Here is an 18800-nt window from a genome sequence, read left to right as displayed (position 1 = left end):
TGACGGTTCTGCGAGACTCGTCCTAAGGTAGAGAAGTTGCCTCACTACGAAGCCCTTGCGGGTGGTGTGGGAGCATCCGATCCTTGAGAACTCAACAGCGTGCACTTGTCAAATGCCAAATAACCTCTACCCAGTTTCGGCTGGGTGAGATTCCTTTGGATCAAAGTCCGGCTTCTTCCGGGAAGTCGGCATTAGATAGTCAGCAATGATTTATCTGTTTGGTCAGTTCAAACTCGCTGCTTCGGCCTATTCCGGTCGTTGTCAGTATTTTTCTTTTACGGAGAGTTTGATCCTGGCTCAGGATGAACGCTGGCGGCGTGCTTAACACATGCAAGTCGAACGGTGAAGCAGAGCTTGCTCTGTGGATCAGTGGCGAACGGGTGAGTAACACGTGAGCAACCTGCCCCTGACTCTGGGATAAGCGCTGGAAACGGCGTCTAATACTGGATATGAGCTGCGACCGCATGGTCAGCAGTTGGAAAGATTTTTCGGTCTGGGATGGGCTCACGGCCTATCAGCTTGTTGGTGAGGTAATGGCTCACCAAGGCGTCGACGGGTAGCCGGCCTGAGAGGGTGACCGGCCACACTGGGACTGAGACACGGCCCAGACTCCTACGGGAGGCAGCAGTGGGGAATATTGCACAATGGGCGAAAGCCTGATGCAGCAACGCCGCGTGAGGGATGACGGCCTTCGGGTTGTAAACCTCTTTTAGCAGGGAAGAAGCGAAAGTGACGGTACCTGCAGAAAAAGCGCCGGCTAACTACGTGCCAGCAGCCGCGGTAATACGTAGGGCGCAAGCGTTATCCGGAATTATTGGGCGTAAAGAGCTCGTAGGCGGTTTGTCGCGTCTGCTGTGAAATCCCGAGGCTCAACCTCGGGTCTGCAGTGGGTACGGGCAGACTAGAGTGCGGTAGGGGAGATTGGAATTCCTGGTGTAGCGGTGGAATGCGCAGATATCAGGAGGAACACCGATGGCGAAGGCAGATCTCTGGGCCGTTACTGACGCTGAGGAGCGAAAGGGTGGGGAGCAAACAGGCTTAGATACCCTGGTAGTCCACCCCGTAAACGTTGGGAACTAGTTGTGGGGTCCATTCCACGGATTCCGTGACGCAGCTAACGCATTAAGTTCCCCGCCTGGGGAGTACGGCCGCAAGGCTAAAACTCAAAGGAATTGACGGGGACCCGCACAAGCGGCGGAGCATGCGGATTAATTCGATGCAACGCGAAGAACCTTACCAAGGCTTGACATATACGAGAACGGGCCAGAAATGGTCAACTCTTTGGACACTCGTAAACAGGTGGTGCATGGTTGTCGTCAGCTCGTGTCGTGAGATGTTGGGTTAAGTCCCGCAACGAGCGCAACCCTCGTTCTATGTTGCCAGCACGTAATGGTGGGAACTCATGGGATACTGCCGGGGTCAACTCGGAGGAAGGTGGGGATGACGTCAAATCATCATGCCCCTTATGTCTTGGGCTTCACGCATGCTACAATGGCCGGTACAAAGGGCTGCAATACCGCGAGGTGGAGCGAATCCCAAAAAGCCGGTCCCAGTTCGGATTGAGGTCTGCAACTCGACCTCATGAAGTCGGAGTCGCTAGTAATCGCAGATCAGCAACGCTGCGGTGAATACGTTCCCGGGTCTTGTACACACCGCCCGTCAAGTCATGAAAGTCGGTAACACCTGAAGCCGGTGGCCCAACCCTTGTGGAGGGAGCCGTCGAAGGTGGGATCGGTAATTAGGACTAAGTCGTAACAAGGTAGCCGTACCGGAAGGTGCGGCTGGATCACCTCCTTTCTAAGGAGCATCTGAAGACTTCGGTCTTCCAGAACCCAGATCGAGACGAATGTTCTCGCTGGGAGCTCATGGGTGGAACATTTGACGAGGTGTGGGAGGGTGACCTTCGAATTTAGTACGGCCTTCGGGTCTGGAACGGTTCGGGGTGAGGCTTCTTGCACATGCACGCTGTTGGGTCCTGAGGGACCGGATGTGTTGTGACCTTCGGGTTGTGGCATGACGAACCTCAGGGCCTTTTCTGTGTCGGTGTTGCCGGCGTGGGGAGGGTACCGCCCGTACTTTGAGAACTACACAGTGGACGCGAGCATCTTTGAACTGATCTTTGATCGGTTCAGAAAGATGATCTTAAAGATCATTAGTCAATTTCGATTGACGATTCAACTCATGTGATTTCAAGTCTTTAAGAGCAAACGGTGGATGCCTTGGCATCTGGAGCCGAAGAAGGACGTAGCAATCTGCGATAAGCCTCGGGGAACTGATAAGCAAGTTTTGATCCGAGGGTGTCCGAATGGGGAAACCCCGCTGGGCGGCGTGCCGACCTAGTGACTCCCGCCTGAATATATAGGGCGGGTAGAGGGAACGTGGGGAAGTGAAACATCTCAGTACCCACAGGAAGAGAAAGCAACCGCGATTCCGTTAGTAGTGGCGAGCGAAACCGGAACAGGCTAAACCGAGTACGTGTGATATCCGGCAGGAGTTGCGTATTCGGGGTTGTGGGACTTTTCAGACAGTTCTGCCGATCTGTCGGCGTTACAAGAAGGTATAGACGAACCGCATTGAAAGGCGGGTCATAGAGGGTGCCAACCCCGTAGTCGAAATGCCTCTCTTGACGCGAAGAGTATCCCAAGTAGCACGGGGCCCGAGAAATCCCGTGTGAATCTGTCAGGACCACCTGATAAGCCTAAATACTCCCAGATGACCGATAGCGGACAAGTACCGTGAGGGAAAGGTGAAAAGTACCCCGGGAGGGGAGTGAAATAGTACCTGAAACCGTTTGCTTACAAACCGTTGGAGCCTCCTTAGTAGGGGTGACAGCGTGCCTTTTGAAGAATGAGCCTGCGAGTTAGCGATATGTGGCGAGGTTAACCCGTGAGGGGTAGCCGTAGCGAAAGCGAGTCTGAATAGGGCGATTCAGTCGCATGTCCTAGACCCGAAGCGAAGTGATCTATCCATGGCCAGGTTGAAGCGACGGTAAGACGTCGTGGAGGACCGAACCCACTTAGGTTGAAAACTGAGGGGATGAGCTGTGGATAGGGGTGAAAGGCCAATCAAACTTCGTGATAGCTGGTTCTCTCCGAAATGCATTTAGGTGCAGCGTTGCGTGTTTCTTGCCGGAGGTAGAGCTACTGGATGGCCGATGGGCCCTACAAGGTTACTGACGTCAGCCAAACTCCGAATGCCGGTAAGTGAGAGCGCAGCAGTGAGACTGTGGGGGATAAGCTTCATAGTCGAGAGGGAAACAACCCAGACCACCATCTAAGGTCCCAAAGCGCGTGCTAAGTGGGAAAGGATGTGGAGTTGCCTTGACAACCAGGAGGTTGGCTTAGAAGCAGCCACCCTTGAAAGAGTGCGTAATAGCTCACTGGTCAAGTGATTCCGCGCCGACAATGTAACGGGGCTCAAGCACGCCACCGAAGCTGTGGCATTGACATTATTGGTAGGCCTTCGTGGTCCAGCCGGGTTGATGGGTAGGAGAGCGTCGTGTGGCCAGCGAAGCGGCGGTGTGAACCAGCCGTGGAGGCTACACGAGTGAGAATGCAGGCATGAGTAGCGAAAGACGTGTGAGAAACACGTCCTCCGAAAGACCAAGGGTTCCAGGGTCAAGCTAATCTTCCCTGGGTAAGTCGGGACCTAAGGCGAGGCCGACAGGCGTAGTCGATGGACAACGGGTTGATATTCCCGTACCGGCGAAGAACCGCCCAAGCTAATCCAGTGGTGCTAAGAGTCCTAACCCGGCTGAGTGGATCCCTTCGGGGTGAAGCCGGCCGGTCTAACGCTCGACCCCGTTCTGGTGCGGCTAGCGTATTAACAGGTGTGACGCAGGAAGGTAGCCCATCCCGGGCGATGGTTGTCCCGGGGCAAGTGCGTAGGCCGAGAGATAGGCAAATCCGTCTCTCACATAGGCTGAGACACGATGCGGATAAAAAGTGGGTGATCCTATGCTGCCAAGAAAAGCATCGACGCGAGGTTCAAGCCGCCCGTACCCCAAACCGACTCAGGTGGTCAGGTAGAGAATACCAAGGAGATCGAGAGAATCGTGGTTAAGGAACTCGGCAAAATGCCCCCGTAACTTCGGGAGAAGGGGGGCCTTCCGCTTATTAGGATTTACTCCGAAAGGGCGTGGAGGCCGCAGAGACTAGTGGGTAGCGACTGTTTACTAAAAACACAGGTCCGTGCCAAGTCGCAAGACGATGTATACGGACTGACGCCTGCCCGGTGCTGGAAGGTTAAGAGGACCGGTTAGCCGCAAGGCGAAGCTGAGAATTTAAGCCCCAGTAAACGGCGGTGGTAACTATAACCATCCTAAGGTAGCGAAATTCCTTGTCGGGTAAGTTCCGACCTGCACGAATGGCGTAACGACTTCCCAACTGTCTCAACCGCGAACTCGGCGAAATTGCATTACGAGTAAAGATGCTCGTTACGCGCAGCAGGACGGAAAGACCCCGTGACCTTTACTATAGCTTTGTATTGGTGTTCGGTGTGGCTTGTGTAGGATAGGTGGGAGACTTTGAAGCGGTGACGCCAGTTACCGTGGAGTCATTGTTGAAATACCACTCTGGTCACTCTGGATATCTAACTTCGAACCGTAATCCGGTTCAGGGACAGTGCATGGTGGGTAGTTTAACTGGGGCGGTTGCCTCCCAAAAAGTAACGGAGGCGCCCAAAGGTTCCCTCAACCTGGTTGGCAATCAGGTGGCGAGTGTAAGTGCACAAGGGAGCTTGACTGTGAGACTGACAGGTCGAGCAGGGACGAAAGTCGGGACTAGTGATCCGGCAGTGGCTTGTGGAAGCGCTGTCGCTCAACGGATAAAAGGTACCTCGGGGATAACAGGCTGATCTTGCCCAAGAGTCCATATCGACGGCATGGTTTGGCACCTCGATGTCGGCTCGTCGCATCCTGGGGCTGGAGTAGGTCCCAAGGGTTGGGCTGTTCGCCCATTAAAGCGGTACGCGAGCTGGGTTTAGAACGTCGTGAGACAGTTCGGTCCCTATCCGCTGCGCGCGTAGGAAATTTGAGAGGATCTGACCCTAGTACGAGAGGACCGGGTTGGACGAACCTCTGGTGTGCCAGTTGTTCTGCCAAGAGCACCGCTGGTTAGCTACGTTCGGGATGGATAACCGCTGAAAGCATCTAAGCGGGAAGCCGGCCTCAAGATGAGATTTCCATACCTTCGGGTGAGAGGCTCCCAGCCAGACTACTGGGTTGATAGGCCGGATGTGGAAGCGTGGTAACACGTGAAGCTGACCGGTACTAATAAGCCGATGACTTGATAACACACCGTTTAGGTGCTTGCGTCCACTGAGTGGTTCTCGATGTACGGTCGAGAACCGCATAACGTTTAATCGTTGTGCAGATTGAAACATCAATAGTGTTTCGGCGGCCATAGCGTGAGGGAAACGCCCGGTTACATTCCGAACCCGGAAGCTAAGCCTCACAGCGCCGATGGTACTGCAGGGGGGACCCTGTGGGAGAGTAGGACACCGCCGGACTTCTTTCGATCGAAAGCCCCGACCAATGCTGGTCGGGGCTTTCGTGGTTAACGCGCACTCTCGTGTGCGCGCATGGGACATTCTTCGATAGTCTGGTCGGCTCCGCTCTGGGAGCGGAAGGACCATATCGTGTCTCACATCGACGTTCAGAACGTCTCTTTCACCCTCCCCGACGGGCGTCGTCTCCTCAACGACGTGTCTTTCCGGGTGCCGTCCGGCAAGACGACAGCGCTCATCGACCAGAATGGCGCCGGCAAGACCACACTGATGCGGGTCGTCCGCGGCGACCTCACGCCTCACGGGGGTGTCGTCTCCGTCGACGGGTCGCTCGGTGTGATGGATCAGTTCGTCGGCCACGGCGGCGACGGCCAGACTGTTCACGACCTCTTGATCGAAGTGTCTCCCGCCCGCATTGCCCGCGCCGCCCGCGAATTGGAGACGGCCGAGAATGCGCTGATCGACAACGACGTGCTCGATTCTCAGCTGCGCTACGCATCCGCTCTTGCGGACTACGCGGACGCCGGGGGATACGAATACGAGACCGTCTGGGACACCTGCACGATCGCGGCACTCGGCACGCCGTTCGACAGAGCGCGGTACCGCGAGCTCGTCACGCTCTCGGGCGGCGAGCAGAAGTGCCTCGCTCTCGAGGCCCTGCTGCGTGGCTCTGATCCCGTGCTCGTCCTCGACGAGCCGGACAACTACCTCGACGTCCCCGGAAAGCGTTGGCTGGAGGAACGCCTGCGCGAGACAGCCAAGACCGTTCTGCTGATCTCGCACGATCGGGAACTGCTGGCACGGGCTGCTGACAGGATCGTCACCCTCGAGGCCGGCGCTGCGGGAAGTACCGCGTGGGTCCACGGCGGTGGGTTCGGAACCTACCAGCAGTCCCGGGACGAGCGGATGTCGCGCCTCGACGAGCTGCGGCGGAGGTGGGACGAGCAGCACGTGGCTCTGAAGAAGTTCGTGGCCGACATGAAGGTGAAGGCTGCCGCGAGCGATGAGTTCGCCTCACGGTATCGAGCCGCACAAACGAGACTGCGCAAGTTCGAAGAGGCCGGTCCTCCCGAGGCTCGGCCCACGGAGCAGAAGCTCGATCTTCGTCTTCGCGGCGCGCGCACGGGAAAGCGGGCCGTGGTCGCCGAGAGCCTCGAGCTGACCGGTCTCATGCGTCCGTTCGATGTCGAGGTCTGGTTCGGCGACCGGATCGCGGTCCTCGGATCGAACGGGTCGGGCAAGTCGCACTTTCTGCGTCTCCTCGCGGCGGGTGGCACCGAACCAGACTCGATCCGAGGACATGTGACGGATGCCGCCATCGCGCTGGAGCCTGTGGATCATGAGGCGCGTGTGACTCTCGGAGCCCGGGTGGTGTCGGGGTGGTTCGCGCAGACGCACCGGCATCCCGAGTTCAGCGGAAAACCGCTCCTCGACATCCTTCACCGGGGCGATGACCGACGGAGCGGGATGCCGCGCGATGCTGCCAGCTCTGCCCTCGACCGCTACGGGCTCGTCGCGCAGGCGGAGCAGACGTTCGACAACCTGTCGGGAGGCCAGCAGGACCGTTTTCAGATCCTTCTGCTGGAGCTCTCGGGAGCGACTCTGCTGCTGCTCGACGAACCGACCGACAACCTCGACCTCGTCTCGGCGGAGTCGCTCGAAAGCGCCCTCACCTCGTTCGAAGGCACGGTGCTCGCCGTCACGCACGACCGCTGGTTCGCCCGCTTTTTCGACAGGTTCCTCGTGTTCGGGTCCGATGGGGAGGTGTACGAGTCGGATGCGCCGGTCTGGGACGAGAAGCGCGTGAGCAGAGCCAGGTGAGCGGCGGGGCGGGGGCGAGGGCTCGACGGTAGGCTGGAACGGTGACCATGGAAATCGAGCTCGGCCGCGCCAAGCGCGCACGTCGCGCATACGCCTTCGACGACATCGCCGTGGTGCCCTCGCGGCGCACGCGCAACCCCGAGGACGTCTCGACGACCTGGTCGATCGACGCGTACAGCTTCGGGATTCCCGTCCTGGGGGCGCCGATGGACTCCGTCATGAGCCCCCGCACGGCGATCATGCTGGGCCAGCTCGGCGGGCTCGGGGTGCTCGACCTCGAGGGGCTCTGGACCCGGTACGACGACCCCGAACCGCTTCTCACGGAGATCGCTGCGCTGCCCGCGGACGGTGCGACGCGCCGCATGCAGGAGCTGTACTCGGCGCCGATCAAACCCGAGCTGGTACGCGACCGGCTGGCGGAGATCCGCGCCGCGGGCGTCACCGTGGCGGGTGCTCTTACGCCCCAACGCACCCAGGACCTTTACGAGACCGTCGTCGCGGCCGGCGTCGACTTGTTCGTCATCCGCGGCACGACCGTATCCGCCGAGCACGTGTCCAGCGAGACCGAGCCGCTGAACCTCAAGAAGTTCATCTACGACCTCGACGTTCCCGTCATCGTGGGCGGCGCATCGACCTATACGGCCGCGTTGCACCTCATGCGCACCGGTGCGGCGGGCGTGCTCGTCGGATTCGGTGGGGGAGCGGCATCCACTACCCGTGCCACTCTCGGGCTCCACGCGCCGATGGCCACTGCCGTCGCGGACGTCGCCGGCGCGCGCCGCGACTACCTCGACGAGTCGGGCGGCCGTTACGTGCACGTCATCGCAGACGGGGGAGTGGGTACCTCGGGTGACATCGTGAAGGCGCTCGCCATGGGCGCGGACGCGGTCATGCTCGGCGTCGCGCTTGCTCGCGCCACCGACGCGCCCGGTCGCGGATTCCACTGGGGACCGGAGGCGCACCACGCCAAGCTGCCGCGCGGAACCCGTGTCGAAGTCGCGCAGGTCTCGCCGCTCGAGGAGATCCTGTACGGCCCGGCGCCGGTCTCCGACGGCACCGCCAACCTCATCGGTGCGCTTCGCAAGTCCATGGCGACGACCGGGTATTCCGACCTCAAGGAGTTCCAGCGCGTCGAGGTCGTGGTCGCGCCGTACGCGTCGTCGCACTGATGACCAGCGCTCGCACCGCCGAGGATCTCCCCGAGGTCTTCCCGCCCACGTTGCGGGAAGTGATGGTCCGACCGTTCTGGATCGGGATGCTGGGGCTTGCCCTCCTGGTTGCGGGGATCTTCGCGTGGCTCGGGCAGTGGCAGCTGGGTAACGCCATCGACACCGACCCGCCCGCCGCAGGGATGACCGAGCAGATGCGTCCTCTCGGCGACGTCGTCACACCGGGGGAGTACCTGGCCGAGCCGCTCGTGGGTCAGCGTGTCGACGTCGCGGGTTCATTCGTCGCGGGCGACTTCCGCGTGATCACCTCGCGATACGACGACGGCGAGCCCGGGTTCTGGGTCGCCGGACAACTCCGCGTCGATTCGTCGACCAAAGGCCTCGACGGGCCCGCGTCCTTGGCTGTGGCCGTCGGTTTCAGCCCCGACCGAACGACGGCGGATGCCGCGGCATCCACCCTCAACGGTGCGGCCCCCGAGAAGGTGGACCTGACCGGACGCCTCATCTCCGATGAAGGCGCCAAGGAGCCGCCGCGCGGCGGCGACCCGTTCGAGATCAGCGCCATGTCACCCGCGATGTTGCTCTCGCAGTGGCAGGATGCCGAGGGGGTCGACGTCTACCGTCCTTACCTCGTATCCGCAGAGTCCTTCGGCGGCCTCCGTGTGATCCATTCGCCGGCGCCCGCGGAGCTGTCCTCCGTCAACTGGCTGAACATCTTCTATGCCATCGAGTGGGCGGTGTTCGCGGGGTTCGCGTTCTACATGTGGTACCGCCTTGCTCGAGACGCCTGGGAGAAGGAAGTCGAAGCCCTCACCGAGGGTGATGTCGACGCCGACCGCACCGAGCAGCCCTCGCCGCGCCCGTAGACTGGGAGCCATGCCCGTCCAGCCCAAACTCGCCACTTTTCCGGCGATCCGCGGCGCCCTGAAGTTCTATCAGATCGCCTCGATCATCACCGGTGTCGGCCTGCTTCTGCTGGTCGCCGAGATGATCCTCAAGTACACCCCGATCCACGTCGAGCTCTTCGCCGGCGGATCCGGCGGGCTCCTGTGGTTCGCGACCGCGATCCCCGGTCCCGATTGCCAGTGGTTCTCGCTCTTCGTTCCTGCGACGAACACCTGCGACATCGTGTCGACGGGCGACGGCGTCAACGTCTCGCTCGCGATCCTCATCGTGCACGGCTGGTTCTACGTCGTGTACCTTTTCGCGTGCTTCCGAGTCTGGAGCCTCATGCGGTGGCGTTTCCCGCGCTTCATCGTCCTGGCCCTCGGCGGCATCGTGCCCCTCCTGTCCTTCTTCATGGAGGCGAAGGTCGCTCGCGAGGTCAGGCAGTACCTGGCTGAGCGGGAAGCCGCCGCATCCACCCCCCTCGAAACCCCCACGGAGACCCGGTGACAGAGCAGACCGAAACCTCCCAGCGCCCCGTACTGGTCGTCGACTTCGGAGCCCAGTACGCGCAGCTGATCGCGCGCCGGGTCCGCGAAGCCGGCGTCTACAGCGAACTGGTGCCCCACACTGCGACCGCCGCAGAGATCGCCGAGAAGAACCCGGTCGGGATCATCCTCTCGGGCGGGCCCTCGTCGGTCTACGAAGAGGGAGCCCCCCAGCTGGATGCCGCGGTCTTCGATCTCGGCGTGCCCACGCTCGGCATCTGTTACGGCTTCCAGGTCATGGCGAAGACCCTCGGCGGCGAGGTCGCGAACACCGGGCTCCGTGAGTACGGCGCGACGGATGCCACGATCGTCACCGACAACGTCCTCCTCGCTGGGCAGCCGGTCGATCAGAACGTCTGGATGAGCCACGGCGACCAGGTCAGCGCCGCTCCCGACGGGTTCGACGTCCTCGCCCGCACGGCGGTCACACCGGTCGCTGCCTTCGCGAACGATGCCCGCAAGCTCTACGGGGTGCAGTGGCACCCGGAGGTCAAGCACTCCGACCACGGGCAGCGCGTGCTCGAGAACTTCCTGCACAAGGCGGCGGGCCTGCCCGCCGACTGGAACAGCGACAACGTGATCGCGGAGCAGATCGAGAAGATCCGCGCCCAGGTCGGTCGCGGTCGCGTGATCTCGGCTCTGTCGGGTGGCGTGGATTCCGCTGTCTCGACGGCACTCGTCCACAAGGCCGTCGGCGATCAGCTCACTGCGGTCTTCATCGATCACGGTCTCCTCCGTAAGGGCGAGCGCGAGCAGGTCGAGAACGATTACGTCGCGTCCACCGGAGTCCGTCTCATCACCGTCGATGCCCGGGAGACCTTCCTTGACGCGCTCGCGGGCGTCAGCGACCCGGAGCAGAAGCGCAAGATCATCGGACGCGAGTTCATCCGCGCCTTCGAGAAGGTCCAGGCCGATCTCATCGCCGAGGCTGCGGCTGACGGCGATCCGATCGGCTTCCTCGTGCAGGGGACGCTGTACCCGGACGTCGTCGAGTCCGGTGGTGGCAGCGGCACGGCCAACATCAAGAGCCACCACAACGTGGGCGGCCTTCCCGAAGACCTGCAGTTCGCGCTCGTCGAGCCGCTCCGGACCCTGTTCAAGGACGAGGTCCGCGCGATCGGGCGAGAGCTCGGGCTGCCGGAGGCGATCGTCGGTCGCCAGCCGTTTCCGGGGCCCGGCCTCGGAATCCGCATCGTGGGCGAGGTCACCGCTGACCGCCTCGAGATCCTGCGTGACGCCGACGCCATCGCCCGCGCGGAGCTGACGAAGGCGGGACTCGACGGAGAGATCTGGCAGTGTCCCGTCGTGCTCCTGGCCGACGTTCGCTCGGTCGGTGTGCAGGGGGACGGCCGGACCTACGGGCATCCGATCGTCCTTCGTCCCGTGTCGAGCGAGGACGCGATGACCGCGGACTGGACGCGTCTGCCGTACGACGTCCTCTCGAAGATCAGCAACCGCATCACCAACGAGGTGCGCGAGGTCAACCGGGTGGTGCTCGACGTGACGTCGAAGCCCCCGGGGACCATCGAGTGGGAGTGAGCCCCGAACCTCACCACCGTGATGGCCCGCTCCTGCGCCACTTGACAGGGAGCGGGCCGCACGGCCAGAGTGAGCGCGGGACCCGGCCCCTTTCTGCACCGCCGACTGAGGAGGGGGTGAGGCGTTGATCGAGCGTTCGCGCACGCAGCCGTACGCGCAGTTCCTGCTGGCGGCTGCCAGTCTCATCGTCGTCCTCGTCCTGGGGACCATCGACGGCGCGCGGGTCACCCCGCTCCTGCTCGCCGGTTTCGGCGTCATCGTCCTCAGCACGGCAGCGATGACGGCTGTCTGGCTCGTTCAGCCGACGCGGAACACCCAGTGGCTTGCCGCTGTCCCGCTGTTGCAGATCGTCGCCTGCGTCCCGTTGCGAGACGGCGGCACCGACGTGCTGCCCTCCGCGTCGATGCTGATCATCTTCCCGCTGGGATGGCTCGCGTTCGCGTTCCCGCCGGTGGTGACGGCGGTGGGCGTGGTGCTCACCGCACTCGGGCCGATCACGCATGCGCTGAGCAGTGGGGGATTCGACAGCGCCAGTGAGATCGTCTCCGTCGTCGCGCTGCCGATCATCAGCGCCCTCGTCGCTGTCACCGTGAGTCTCGTCGCTCGCGACCTCGCCCGCATGCGCGCCACGATGCAGAGCGTGTCGACGGAGCTCGACCATGCCCTGCGCCTCTCGGGTCGCGACACGGCCATGCTGCGAGCGACGCTCGACGCGACCGACAACGCCGTCGCTGTCTTCGGGCCGGACGGCCGGGCCATTCTCCTGAACGCCGTTGCCGCTGAGATCAGCGGCAGGTCTGGCATCGACGACGTCGACCGGGACGGGTTCGCGTCGCTCATCTGGCGCGCCGACCCGTCGATGCCGGCGGAGGCGACGTCTGCGGACTTCGTCGAGCGAGTCCGTTCGGGTGACTTCGCCGCGCCCCGCACGGTCGAGTTCGGTGGAGATCCCCGTCGCGTCATGCAGGTCATCGTCCGCCCCGTCGTCGCCGGCGGCGACGAGGTCGGCATCGTGATCGTCGGGCAAGACGTCACCGATCTGGTGAACGCTGTCGAGGTCCGCGACCGCTTCCTCAGTACGGTCGGCCACGAGTTCCGCACCCCGCTCACCGTCATCCTCGGGCACACCGACATCGCCCTCATGAACGGCTCCGCCGAGACCGAGCGCTGGGAGGCCGTCGAGCGGTCGGCGGAGCGGCTGCTGCGCCTCGTCGAGCGCCTCATCGCCGCGGGCCAGACGTCCCGGGACGTCGAAGCGCGCTCCGGTGCCTCGCACGTCGGACCGGTCGTGAGGCACGCCGTGACGGAGGTCGCCGCACGCGCGCTGGAGCGGGGGATCGGCATCCGGATCGGACCGATGCCGGAGCGCGCCGCCCGCATCGCCGTCCGCGACCTGTCGTCGATCCTCGAAGAGCTGCTGCGGAACGCCGTCGAGTTCACCCCTGTCGGCGGAGAAACGATCGTCGTGTCAGCACACGAGGATGGCCGCGACATCGTTGTGACCGTCGCGGATCACGGCGTCGGGATGACCGAGCAAGAGCGGCTCCACGCGTTCGAGCGCTTCTACCGTGCTCCCTACGCCCACGAAGCGGCGATCCCGGGCACCGGCATCGGACTCTCCAATGCAGCGTCGCTCGCGGATGCCTACGGTGCGAACGTCTCGCTGGAGTCGTCCCCGACGCGGGGCACCATCGCGGTCCTCCGCCTGCCCTCCTGACTGAGCGTCGTATGACGCGGTGCGATCAGTTACTGCCTCGCAGGATGGCGATCATGCGGAGGATCTCGACGTACAGCCAGACGACCGTGACCATGATGCCGAAGGCGCCGATCCAGCCGAACTCGCGGGGAGCGCCGTTGCGGGCGCCCTGCTGCACGAGGTCGAAGTCCTGCACCAGCGAGTACGCCGCCATCAGGACGACCAGGAGGCCGATGATGAGGCCGAGGGGGATGCCGGCGACCTTCATCGAGTAAAGACCGAAGGCGCCGTTCGTGACGCCCGTCCACATGAGAACGAGGTTCACGAGGGCGAAGACCATGTAGCTGACCATCGCGATCATGAAGATCTTGTTGGCCTTCTTGGTCACGCGGACCTTGCCGCTGGCGAAGAGAGCGAGGGTCACACCGACGACGACGAGGGTCGCGACGGTGGCCTGCAGGACGACGCCGGGCCAGATGAACTCGAAGAACGCGGAGATACCACCGACGAACAGACCCTCAGCCGCCGCGTACGCCCAGATGAGTGCGGGGCGCACCTTCTTGCGGGAGGTGAAGGTGATGACCAGGGCGAGGATGAACCCGACGAACGCGCCGATGATCCACGGTGCCATCGTGAGGCTGCCCGGCTCGACCTGGGTCGGCATGAGCGAACCGCCGAGGGTCCAGAACCAGCCCACCAGAGCGGTGACGAGAAGGATGCCGAACAGACCCGCTGTCTTGACGACGGTGTCCTCGACCGTCATGCGGCCGGTGTTGGCGGACGACGCGGTCGGAGCCGCGTACATCCCCTCGAGCCGGGCGTTCGACGCGACGTCGGCGGCCTGGTGCGAGGCTGCCGCGTTGTTCGTCTGGGCGGCCGGGGGAGTCAGGCCGGGGCGCTGCTCCTGAAAGACCGGATTGTTGAAGGCGAAATTGCCGGACGCTGCCATTGTGTGTCTCACTCCAAAAGTCGACTCACAGCGCGATGCTGTCGATCCAGCGTATCCGACCGTGATTCCGCGCGAGGGGAGCCCCGCTGTGAGAGGACTATGAGGCTCTTACGCCGTCGTCGGCAGGGCATTCGGGCACGCACCCGCTGGGTAGCCTGAGCGCATGTCTCGCACGCGCCCGCTCGTCATCGGCCACCGAGGCGCACCGGGGTATCGTCCCGAGCATTCTCTGGCCTCGTACGAGCTGGCGCTCGACCTCGGTGTCGATGCGGTCGAACCGGATGTCGTGTTCACGAAAGACGCCGTCGCGGTCATCCGGCACGAGAACGAGATCGGTTCGACGACGGACGTGGCGCGGCATCCGGAGTTCGCATCGCGGCGCACGACGAAACACGTCGACGGCGAACCTCTGACCGGCTGGTTCGTGGAGGACTTCACCTGGGAGGAGCTCGCCACCCTCCGCTGCCGGGAGCGGCTGCCGAAGCTGCGCCCGCGGAGCGCCGAGTTCGACGATCGACTGCCGATCCTGCGGCTGCGCGATCTCCTCGACCTCGTGGCGACGGCTGGACGGCGTGAGGGTCGGGGGATCGGCGTCGTCCTCGAGGTCAAGCACGCCACCTACTTCGCCTCGCTGGGTTACGACGTGGCGGCATTGCTCGACGCGGAGCTGCGCCGCGCGGGATGGGATGCCGGCAACCACCCGCTCGTGATCGAGTCGTTCGAGCAGGGCATCCTGCAGCGGATGCGGGACCGCGGCATCCGGGCCCGCTACATCTACCTCCTCGAAGCCGAGGGCCGGCCGCACGATCTCGTCGCGACGCGCGGAGCGGACGCCCCGACGTACGCGGATCAGCTGACCCACGCAGGGCTCGACCGGCTCGCCCACGAGGTCGACGGCATCAGCCTCGACAAGCGCGTCATCCTCGAGGACGACGGCATCGTCGCCGCCGCCCAGGGGCGTGGGCTCGAGGTCTACACGTGGACGTGCCGGCCCGAGAACGCGTTCCTCTCCGTTCCTTTCCGTCGCGGGCGGGCGAAAGCCGCGTTCGGGGATTGGGAGGGGGAGTGGCAGCGGATCGCGGATGCCGGCGTCGACGGGGTCTTCGTCGACCACGCCGACCTGGGGGTCGCGTTCTTCGGACGCTCAGGCACCGATCGGTAGAATGGATGCCGGTGCGCCAGCACCCCGTGTAACTACCTGATCCGTGGAGAGTCAAGGCGGCACGACGCCTCGTCTACACGGAGGTCACACATGCCCCTCACCGATTCCACTCCGGTGCGCCCCGCGGAGAGCGGTAGCCCGGTCCGCACCCTGGCTGCGAGTATCGGGGTCAGCTACTTCGCCATCGCCCTGATCGCGCGACTGCCCTACGCGATGATCGTGGTCGGCGTTCTCACGATGGTGGTCGACGCCCGCGGATCGCTCGCCGTCGGCGGGCTCACGTCGGCGATGGTCGGTCTCGGCACGATCGCCACCGGCCCGCTCATCGGCGCCGCCGCCGACCGATGGGGTCAGCGGCCCGTTCTGCTCCTCGCGGCGCTCGTCCAGAGCGCCGTCCTCGTCGCACTCGTCGCCGTGGCCTACGGCGACACCCCCGAGGGCCTGGTCTTGCTCGTTTCCGCGCTCGCCGGCGCCACGGCCCCTCAGGTGTCCCCGATGTCGCGCGCGCGCCTCGTCGGTGCGATCGGACGGATGCGGCTCGCCGGGGGCGCCCGCGGGCGGCTCCAGGAGTCGACGATGGGTTACGAGTCCGCCGTCGACGAGATCGTCTTCGTCTTCGGCCCGGTCCTCGTCGGGGTCGTCGCCATCGCTGCGACGCCGGCCGCTCCGGTTCTCGCCGCCGCCGGTCTGACTCTCGTGTTCGTCACCGCCTTCGCCCTGCACCCGACGGCGCGCACCGCGGGCTACGCAGATGGGGCGGCCGAGCGCGAGCCCGCGCGGAGCATCGCGCGGCCCGGCATCCTGCTGGCCGCCGGAGGCACTTTCGCGACCGGCCTCTTCTTCGGCTCGATGCTGACCTCGCTCACCGCGTTCGCGGACGAGGGCGGATTCCCGGAGCAGACCGGCATCCTCTACGGGATCATGGGAATCGGGTCGGCGGTCCTCGCCCTCGCCGTCGGGATCCTGCCGCGCCGCTTCTCGCTGCCGTGGCGGTGGATCGCGTTCACGGCCGTCCTCGTCGTCGGCGCGGTCCTCGCCGCCGGCGCCACCGGGGCGGTGTCGATGGGGTGGGCCCTCGCGCTCGCCGGCTGCGGCATCGGTCCGACGCTCGCGACCCTCTACGCGCTCGCGGCGGCGCGCTCGCCGCGCGGGCGGGAGGCCACCGTCATGGCGGTGCTCGGCTCATCGGTCGTCGTCGGGCAGGCGCTGTCGAGCATGGTGGTCGGCTCGCTGGCGGAGTCCGCGGGTTCGGCGACCGCTCTGTGGGCGCCCGTGGGCGCGTCCGCGCTTCTGCTGGTGTTCGGACTCCTGAACCTCCGGGCATGGCGCACCGTTCCCGGATCGGACACAGCTACCCCCTAGGGTGAGCCCTATGACTAGTGCCGGCATCGTCGCCGAGGGGGTGCGACGATCCTTCGGGAACGTCCACGCCGTCCGCGACGTCACCTTCCAGGCGCCCGAAGGCGCAGTCACCGGACTCGTGGGACCCAACGGCGCGGGCAAGACGACCCTGCTGCTCATGCTGGCCTCCCTTCTCGCGCCGGACGCGGGCACGATCCGCATCGCCGGGGTGGATCCGGTCGCCGAGCCCGCGAAAGCGCGCGCGCAGCTCGGCTGGATGCCGGACAGCCTCGGCGCGTGGCCGTCGCTCTCCGCGCGCGAGACGATCACCGTCACGGGACGGCTCTCCGGGCTGAGCCAGGCCGCAGCGGTGTCGCGCGCCTCGGAGCTGCTCACGACAGTGGGTCTCGAGACGCTCGGCGACGCCCCCGCGCGTGTGCTCTCGCGGGGGCAGAAGCAGCGCCTCGGTCTCGCTCGCGCGCTCGTGCACGACCCGCGCGTGCTGCTGCTCGATGAGCCGGCATCCGGGTTGGATCCGCAGGCGCGCATCGATCTGCGTCTGCTGCTGCGTTCCCTCGCGGCGGAGGGACGCACCGTGCTCGTCTCCAGCCACATCCTCTCCGAGCTCGAAGAGGTCGTCGACGATGCCGTCTTCATGATGCAGGGGGAGACGGTCAGTTCGGAGCGGGTCGCAGAGGCGGCGGGGCGTGCGCGCACCTGGCGGGTGCGTCTCGCCGACCGGGATGCCGTCGCTGCCGCGCTCCCCGTCGCCCAGGCACTCGGGCTCGACGTCGCGACGATCCCCGTCGACCGGCGCGACGTCCTCCTGAGCTTCGCGGGCGACGCCGCGGCCGCGGCGGGCCTCACCGCCCTCGTCTCGGCAGGCCTGCCGGTCGCGGAGTTCTCGGCGGCCAGCGGCATCCTGGAACACACCTTCCTCGACCTCGAAGGAGGTGCGCGATGAACGCCTCGCGCCTGTGGACCATCGCCCGGCTCGATCTGACCCAGCGCATCCGGACCGTCTCCTGGTACGTCCTGCTCGGCGTCTTCGCCCTCGTCCTCGTCGGGACGACGGCGCTCGCCTTCCTCTCGTTCACATGGCAGGAGGACACCGGTCCCGGTGTGTACTCCGTCGTCGTCCTCGTGACCCTTCTGCTGGTCGTTCTCGTGTCGCCCACCCTCAGCGGCAATTCGATCAACGGCGATCGGGATGCCGCGACCCTCGCACCGCTCCAGGTCACCCAGGCCACGACGCTCGAGATCGTCCTCGGGAAGTTCCTCGCCGCATGGCTGACCGGACTGACCTTCGCCGCCGTCGCGGTGCCCTTCCTCGTCATCGCCACCTTCGGCGGTGGGGTGCAGCCGATCACCGTGGTCGCATCGACGGCGATCCTGGTGATCGAGACGGGCGTCGTCGCCGCCATCGGAACGGCCATCAGCGGTGTGCTCGCCCGTCCGCTCTTCTCGGTCGCAGCGACCTACCTCGTCGTGGCGGCGCTCACGATCGGCACTCCGATCGCGTTCGGATTGATCGGAGCGAGCTTCTCCTCGGAACGCGTGGAGCGCTACGAGGCGCTCCAGTACGACGAGACCACCGGGGCACCGCTCTGCATAGACGGCTCCTCGAATTGCGCGTCCACCCCCGCGGAGCAGGTCTGCCGCGACGACGGTCAGCCCACGACGTCGCGGGTGCCGCGCTTCGACTACGTGTGGTGGGTGCTCGCGGCGAACCCGTTCGTCATCCTCGCCGACGCGACGCCGACCGGCTTCAACAGTCAGGGCTACCCGGAGGACCTCTTCGGCCAGGTGAAATACGCCGTGAGGCAGTCTCAGATCGCCCCGGATCTCGACTACGTCTACAGCGACTGCGATCCCGATCAGTCCGGGGCCACACCGGAAGAGGTGGACGCCTCGACTGTGCCGATCTGGTTCGTCGGTCTGGGAGGGCAGGTGATCGTCGCAGCGCTCCTCATGTGGGGGGCCGTCTCGCGCACCCGCACGCCGGCACGTCGCCTTCCGCCGGGGACCCGCATCGCCTGAACGAGCGTGAGGATCCTCTCATCTGAGCATCTTCCTCTTGGGGGATCGACAGGGGGTGCATAGCCTCCTATCAGCCTCGGCCGCTGCATCCGACTCGGATGAATCGTCAGTTCTGTGCCGAGCGCTCTTCCCAGAAGGAAAGGCG

11 protein-coding genes and 3 rRNA genes are annotated in these 18800 nt (G+C 64.5%); 13 read left to right on the top strand and 1 reads right to left on the bottom strand.

Translation table 11 applies throughout. The features are described 5' to 3' along the window. Positions 1-274: 274 nt before the first annotated feature. The 9 genes from ABQ271_RS12120 (at position 275) to ABQ271_RS12080 (ending at position 13184) form a co-directional block, all read left to right on the top strand. Positions 275-1797: ribosomal RNA gene (locus tag ABQ271_RS12120) — 16S ribosomal RNA — on the top strand. A 390-nt stretch (positions 1798-2187) separates the two neighbouring features. Next, positions 2188-5293: ribosomal RNA gene (locus ABQ271_RS12115) — 23S ribosomal RNA — on the top strand. A 98-nt stretch (positions 5294-5391) separates the two neighbouring features. Continuing rightward, positions 5392-5508, top strand: a 5S ribosomal RNA gene (rrf, locus tag ABQ271_RS12110). The 16S, 23S and 5S rRNA genes sit together here, the layout of an rRNA operon. A 129-nt stretch (positions 5509-5637) precedes the next feature. Further along, positions 5638-7326 carry an ATP-binding cassette domain-containing protein gene (locus ABQ271_RS12105; RefSeq protein ID WP_349309001.1) on the top strand — a complete coding sequence of 563 codons (1689 nt, stop codon included), beginning with the start codon at positions 5638-5640 and terminating at the stop codon, positions 7324-7326. A gap of 47 nt (positions 7327-7373) precedes the next feature. Then, positions 7374-8495, top strand: coding sequence for a GuaB3 family IMP dehydrogenase-related protein (locus ABQ271_RS12100; protein WP_349310901.1), 1122 nt, complete (start codon positions 7374-7376; stop codon positions 8493-8495). Then, complete coding sequence (locus tag ABQ271_RS12095) at positions 8495-9361, top strand: SURF1 family cytochrome oxidase biogenesis protein (RefSeq protein ID WP_349309000.1); 867 nt, start codon at positions 8495-8497, stop codon at positions 9359-9361. Before ABQ271_RS12100 ends, ABQ271_RS12095 begins: the two co-directional genes overlap by 1 nt. Positions 9362-9371: 10 nt before the next feature. Next, positions 9372-9890 (top strand): DUF3817 domain-containing protein, encoded by a 519-nt coding sequence (locus ABQ271_RS12090; protein ID WP_349308999.1) that lies wholly within the window; start codon positions 9372-9374, stop codon positions 9888-9890. After that, positions 9887-11467, top strand: coding sequence for a glutamine-hydrolyzing GMP synthase (gene guaA / locus ABQ271_RS12085; RefSeq protein ID WP_349308998.1), 1581 nt, complete (start codon positions 9887-9889; stop codon positions 11465-11467). Before ABQ271_RS12090 ends, guaA begins: the two co-directional genes overlap by 4 nt. Positions 11468-11591: 124 nt before the next feature. Further along, positions 11592-13184, top strand: a complete 1593-nt coding sequence (locus ABQ271_RS12080; RefSeq protein ID WP_349308997.1) for a PAS domain-containing sensor histidine kinase — start codon at positions 11592-11594, stop codon at positions 13182-13184. Positions 13185-13209: 25 nt separating this feature from the next. Here the strand turns inward: ABQ271_RS12080 and ABQ271_RS12075 are convergent, their stop codons facing one another. Beyond that, complete coding sequence (locus tag ABQ271_RS12075) at positions 13210-14112, bottom strand: Bax inhibitor-1/YccA family protein (RefSeq protein ID WP_349310900.1); 903 nt, start codon at positions 14110-14112, stop codon at positions 13210-13212. 163 nt (positions 14113-14275) lie between these two features. On the opposite strand from ABQ271_RS12075, the gene ABQ271_RS12070 reads away from it, so the two are divergent. From ABQ271_RS12070 to ABQ271_RS12055, 4 genes are all read left to right on the top strand, one after another. Next, positions 14276-15274 carry a glycerophosphodiester phosphodiesterase family protein gene (locus tag ABQ271_RS12070; protein WP_349308996.1) on the top strand — a complete coding sequence of 333 codons (999 nt, stop codon included), beginning with the start codon at positions 14276-14278 and terminating at the stop codon, positions 15272-15274. Between the two features lie 90 nt (positions 15275-15364). Continuing rightward, the gene (locus ABQ271_RS12065; protein ID WP_349308995.1) at positions 15365-16636 is read left to right on the top strand and encodes an MFS transporter; all 1272 of its coding nucleotides are present in this window, start codon (positions 15365-15367) and stop codon (positions 16634-16636) included. A 10-nt stretch (positions 16637-16646) separates the two neighbouring features. Then, complete coding sequence (locus ABQ271_RS12060; RefSeq protein WP_349308994.1) at positions 16647-17579, top strand: ABC transporter ATP-binding protein; 933 nt, start codon at positions 16647-16649, stop codon at positions 17577-17579. Continuing rightward, positions 17576-18655, top strand: coding sequence for an ABC transporter permease (locus ABQ271_RS12055; protein ID WP_349308993.1), 1080 nt, complete (start codon positions 17576-17578; stop codon positions 18653-18655). Before ABQ271_RS12060 ends, ABQ271_RS12055 begins: the two co-directional genes overlap by 4 nt. Positions 18656-18800: the final 145 nt, after the last annotated feature.

Source organism: Microbacterium sp. MM2322 (genome assembly GCF_964186585.1).
Lineage (GTDB): Bacteria > Actinomycetota > Actinomycetes > Actinomycetales > Microbacteriaceae > Microbacterium.
The sequence above is the reverse complement of the archived record's forward strand: the minus strand, read 5'-3'. Positions and strand labels throughout refer to the sequence as shown.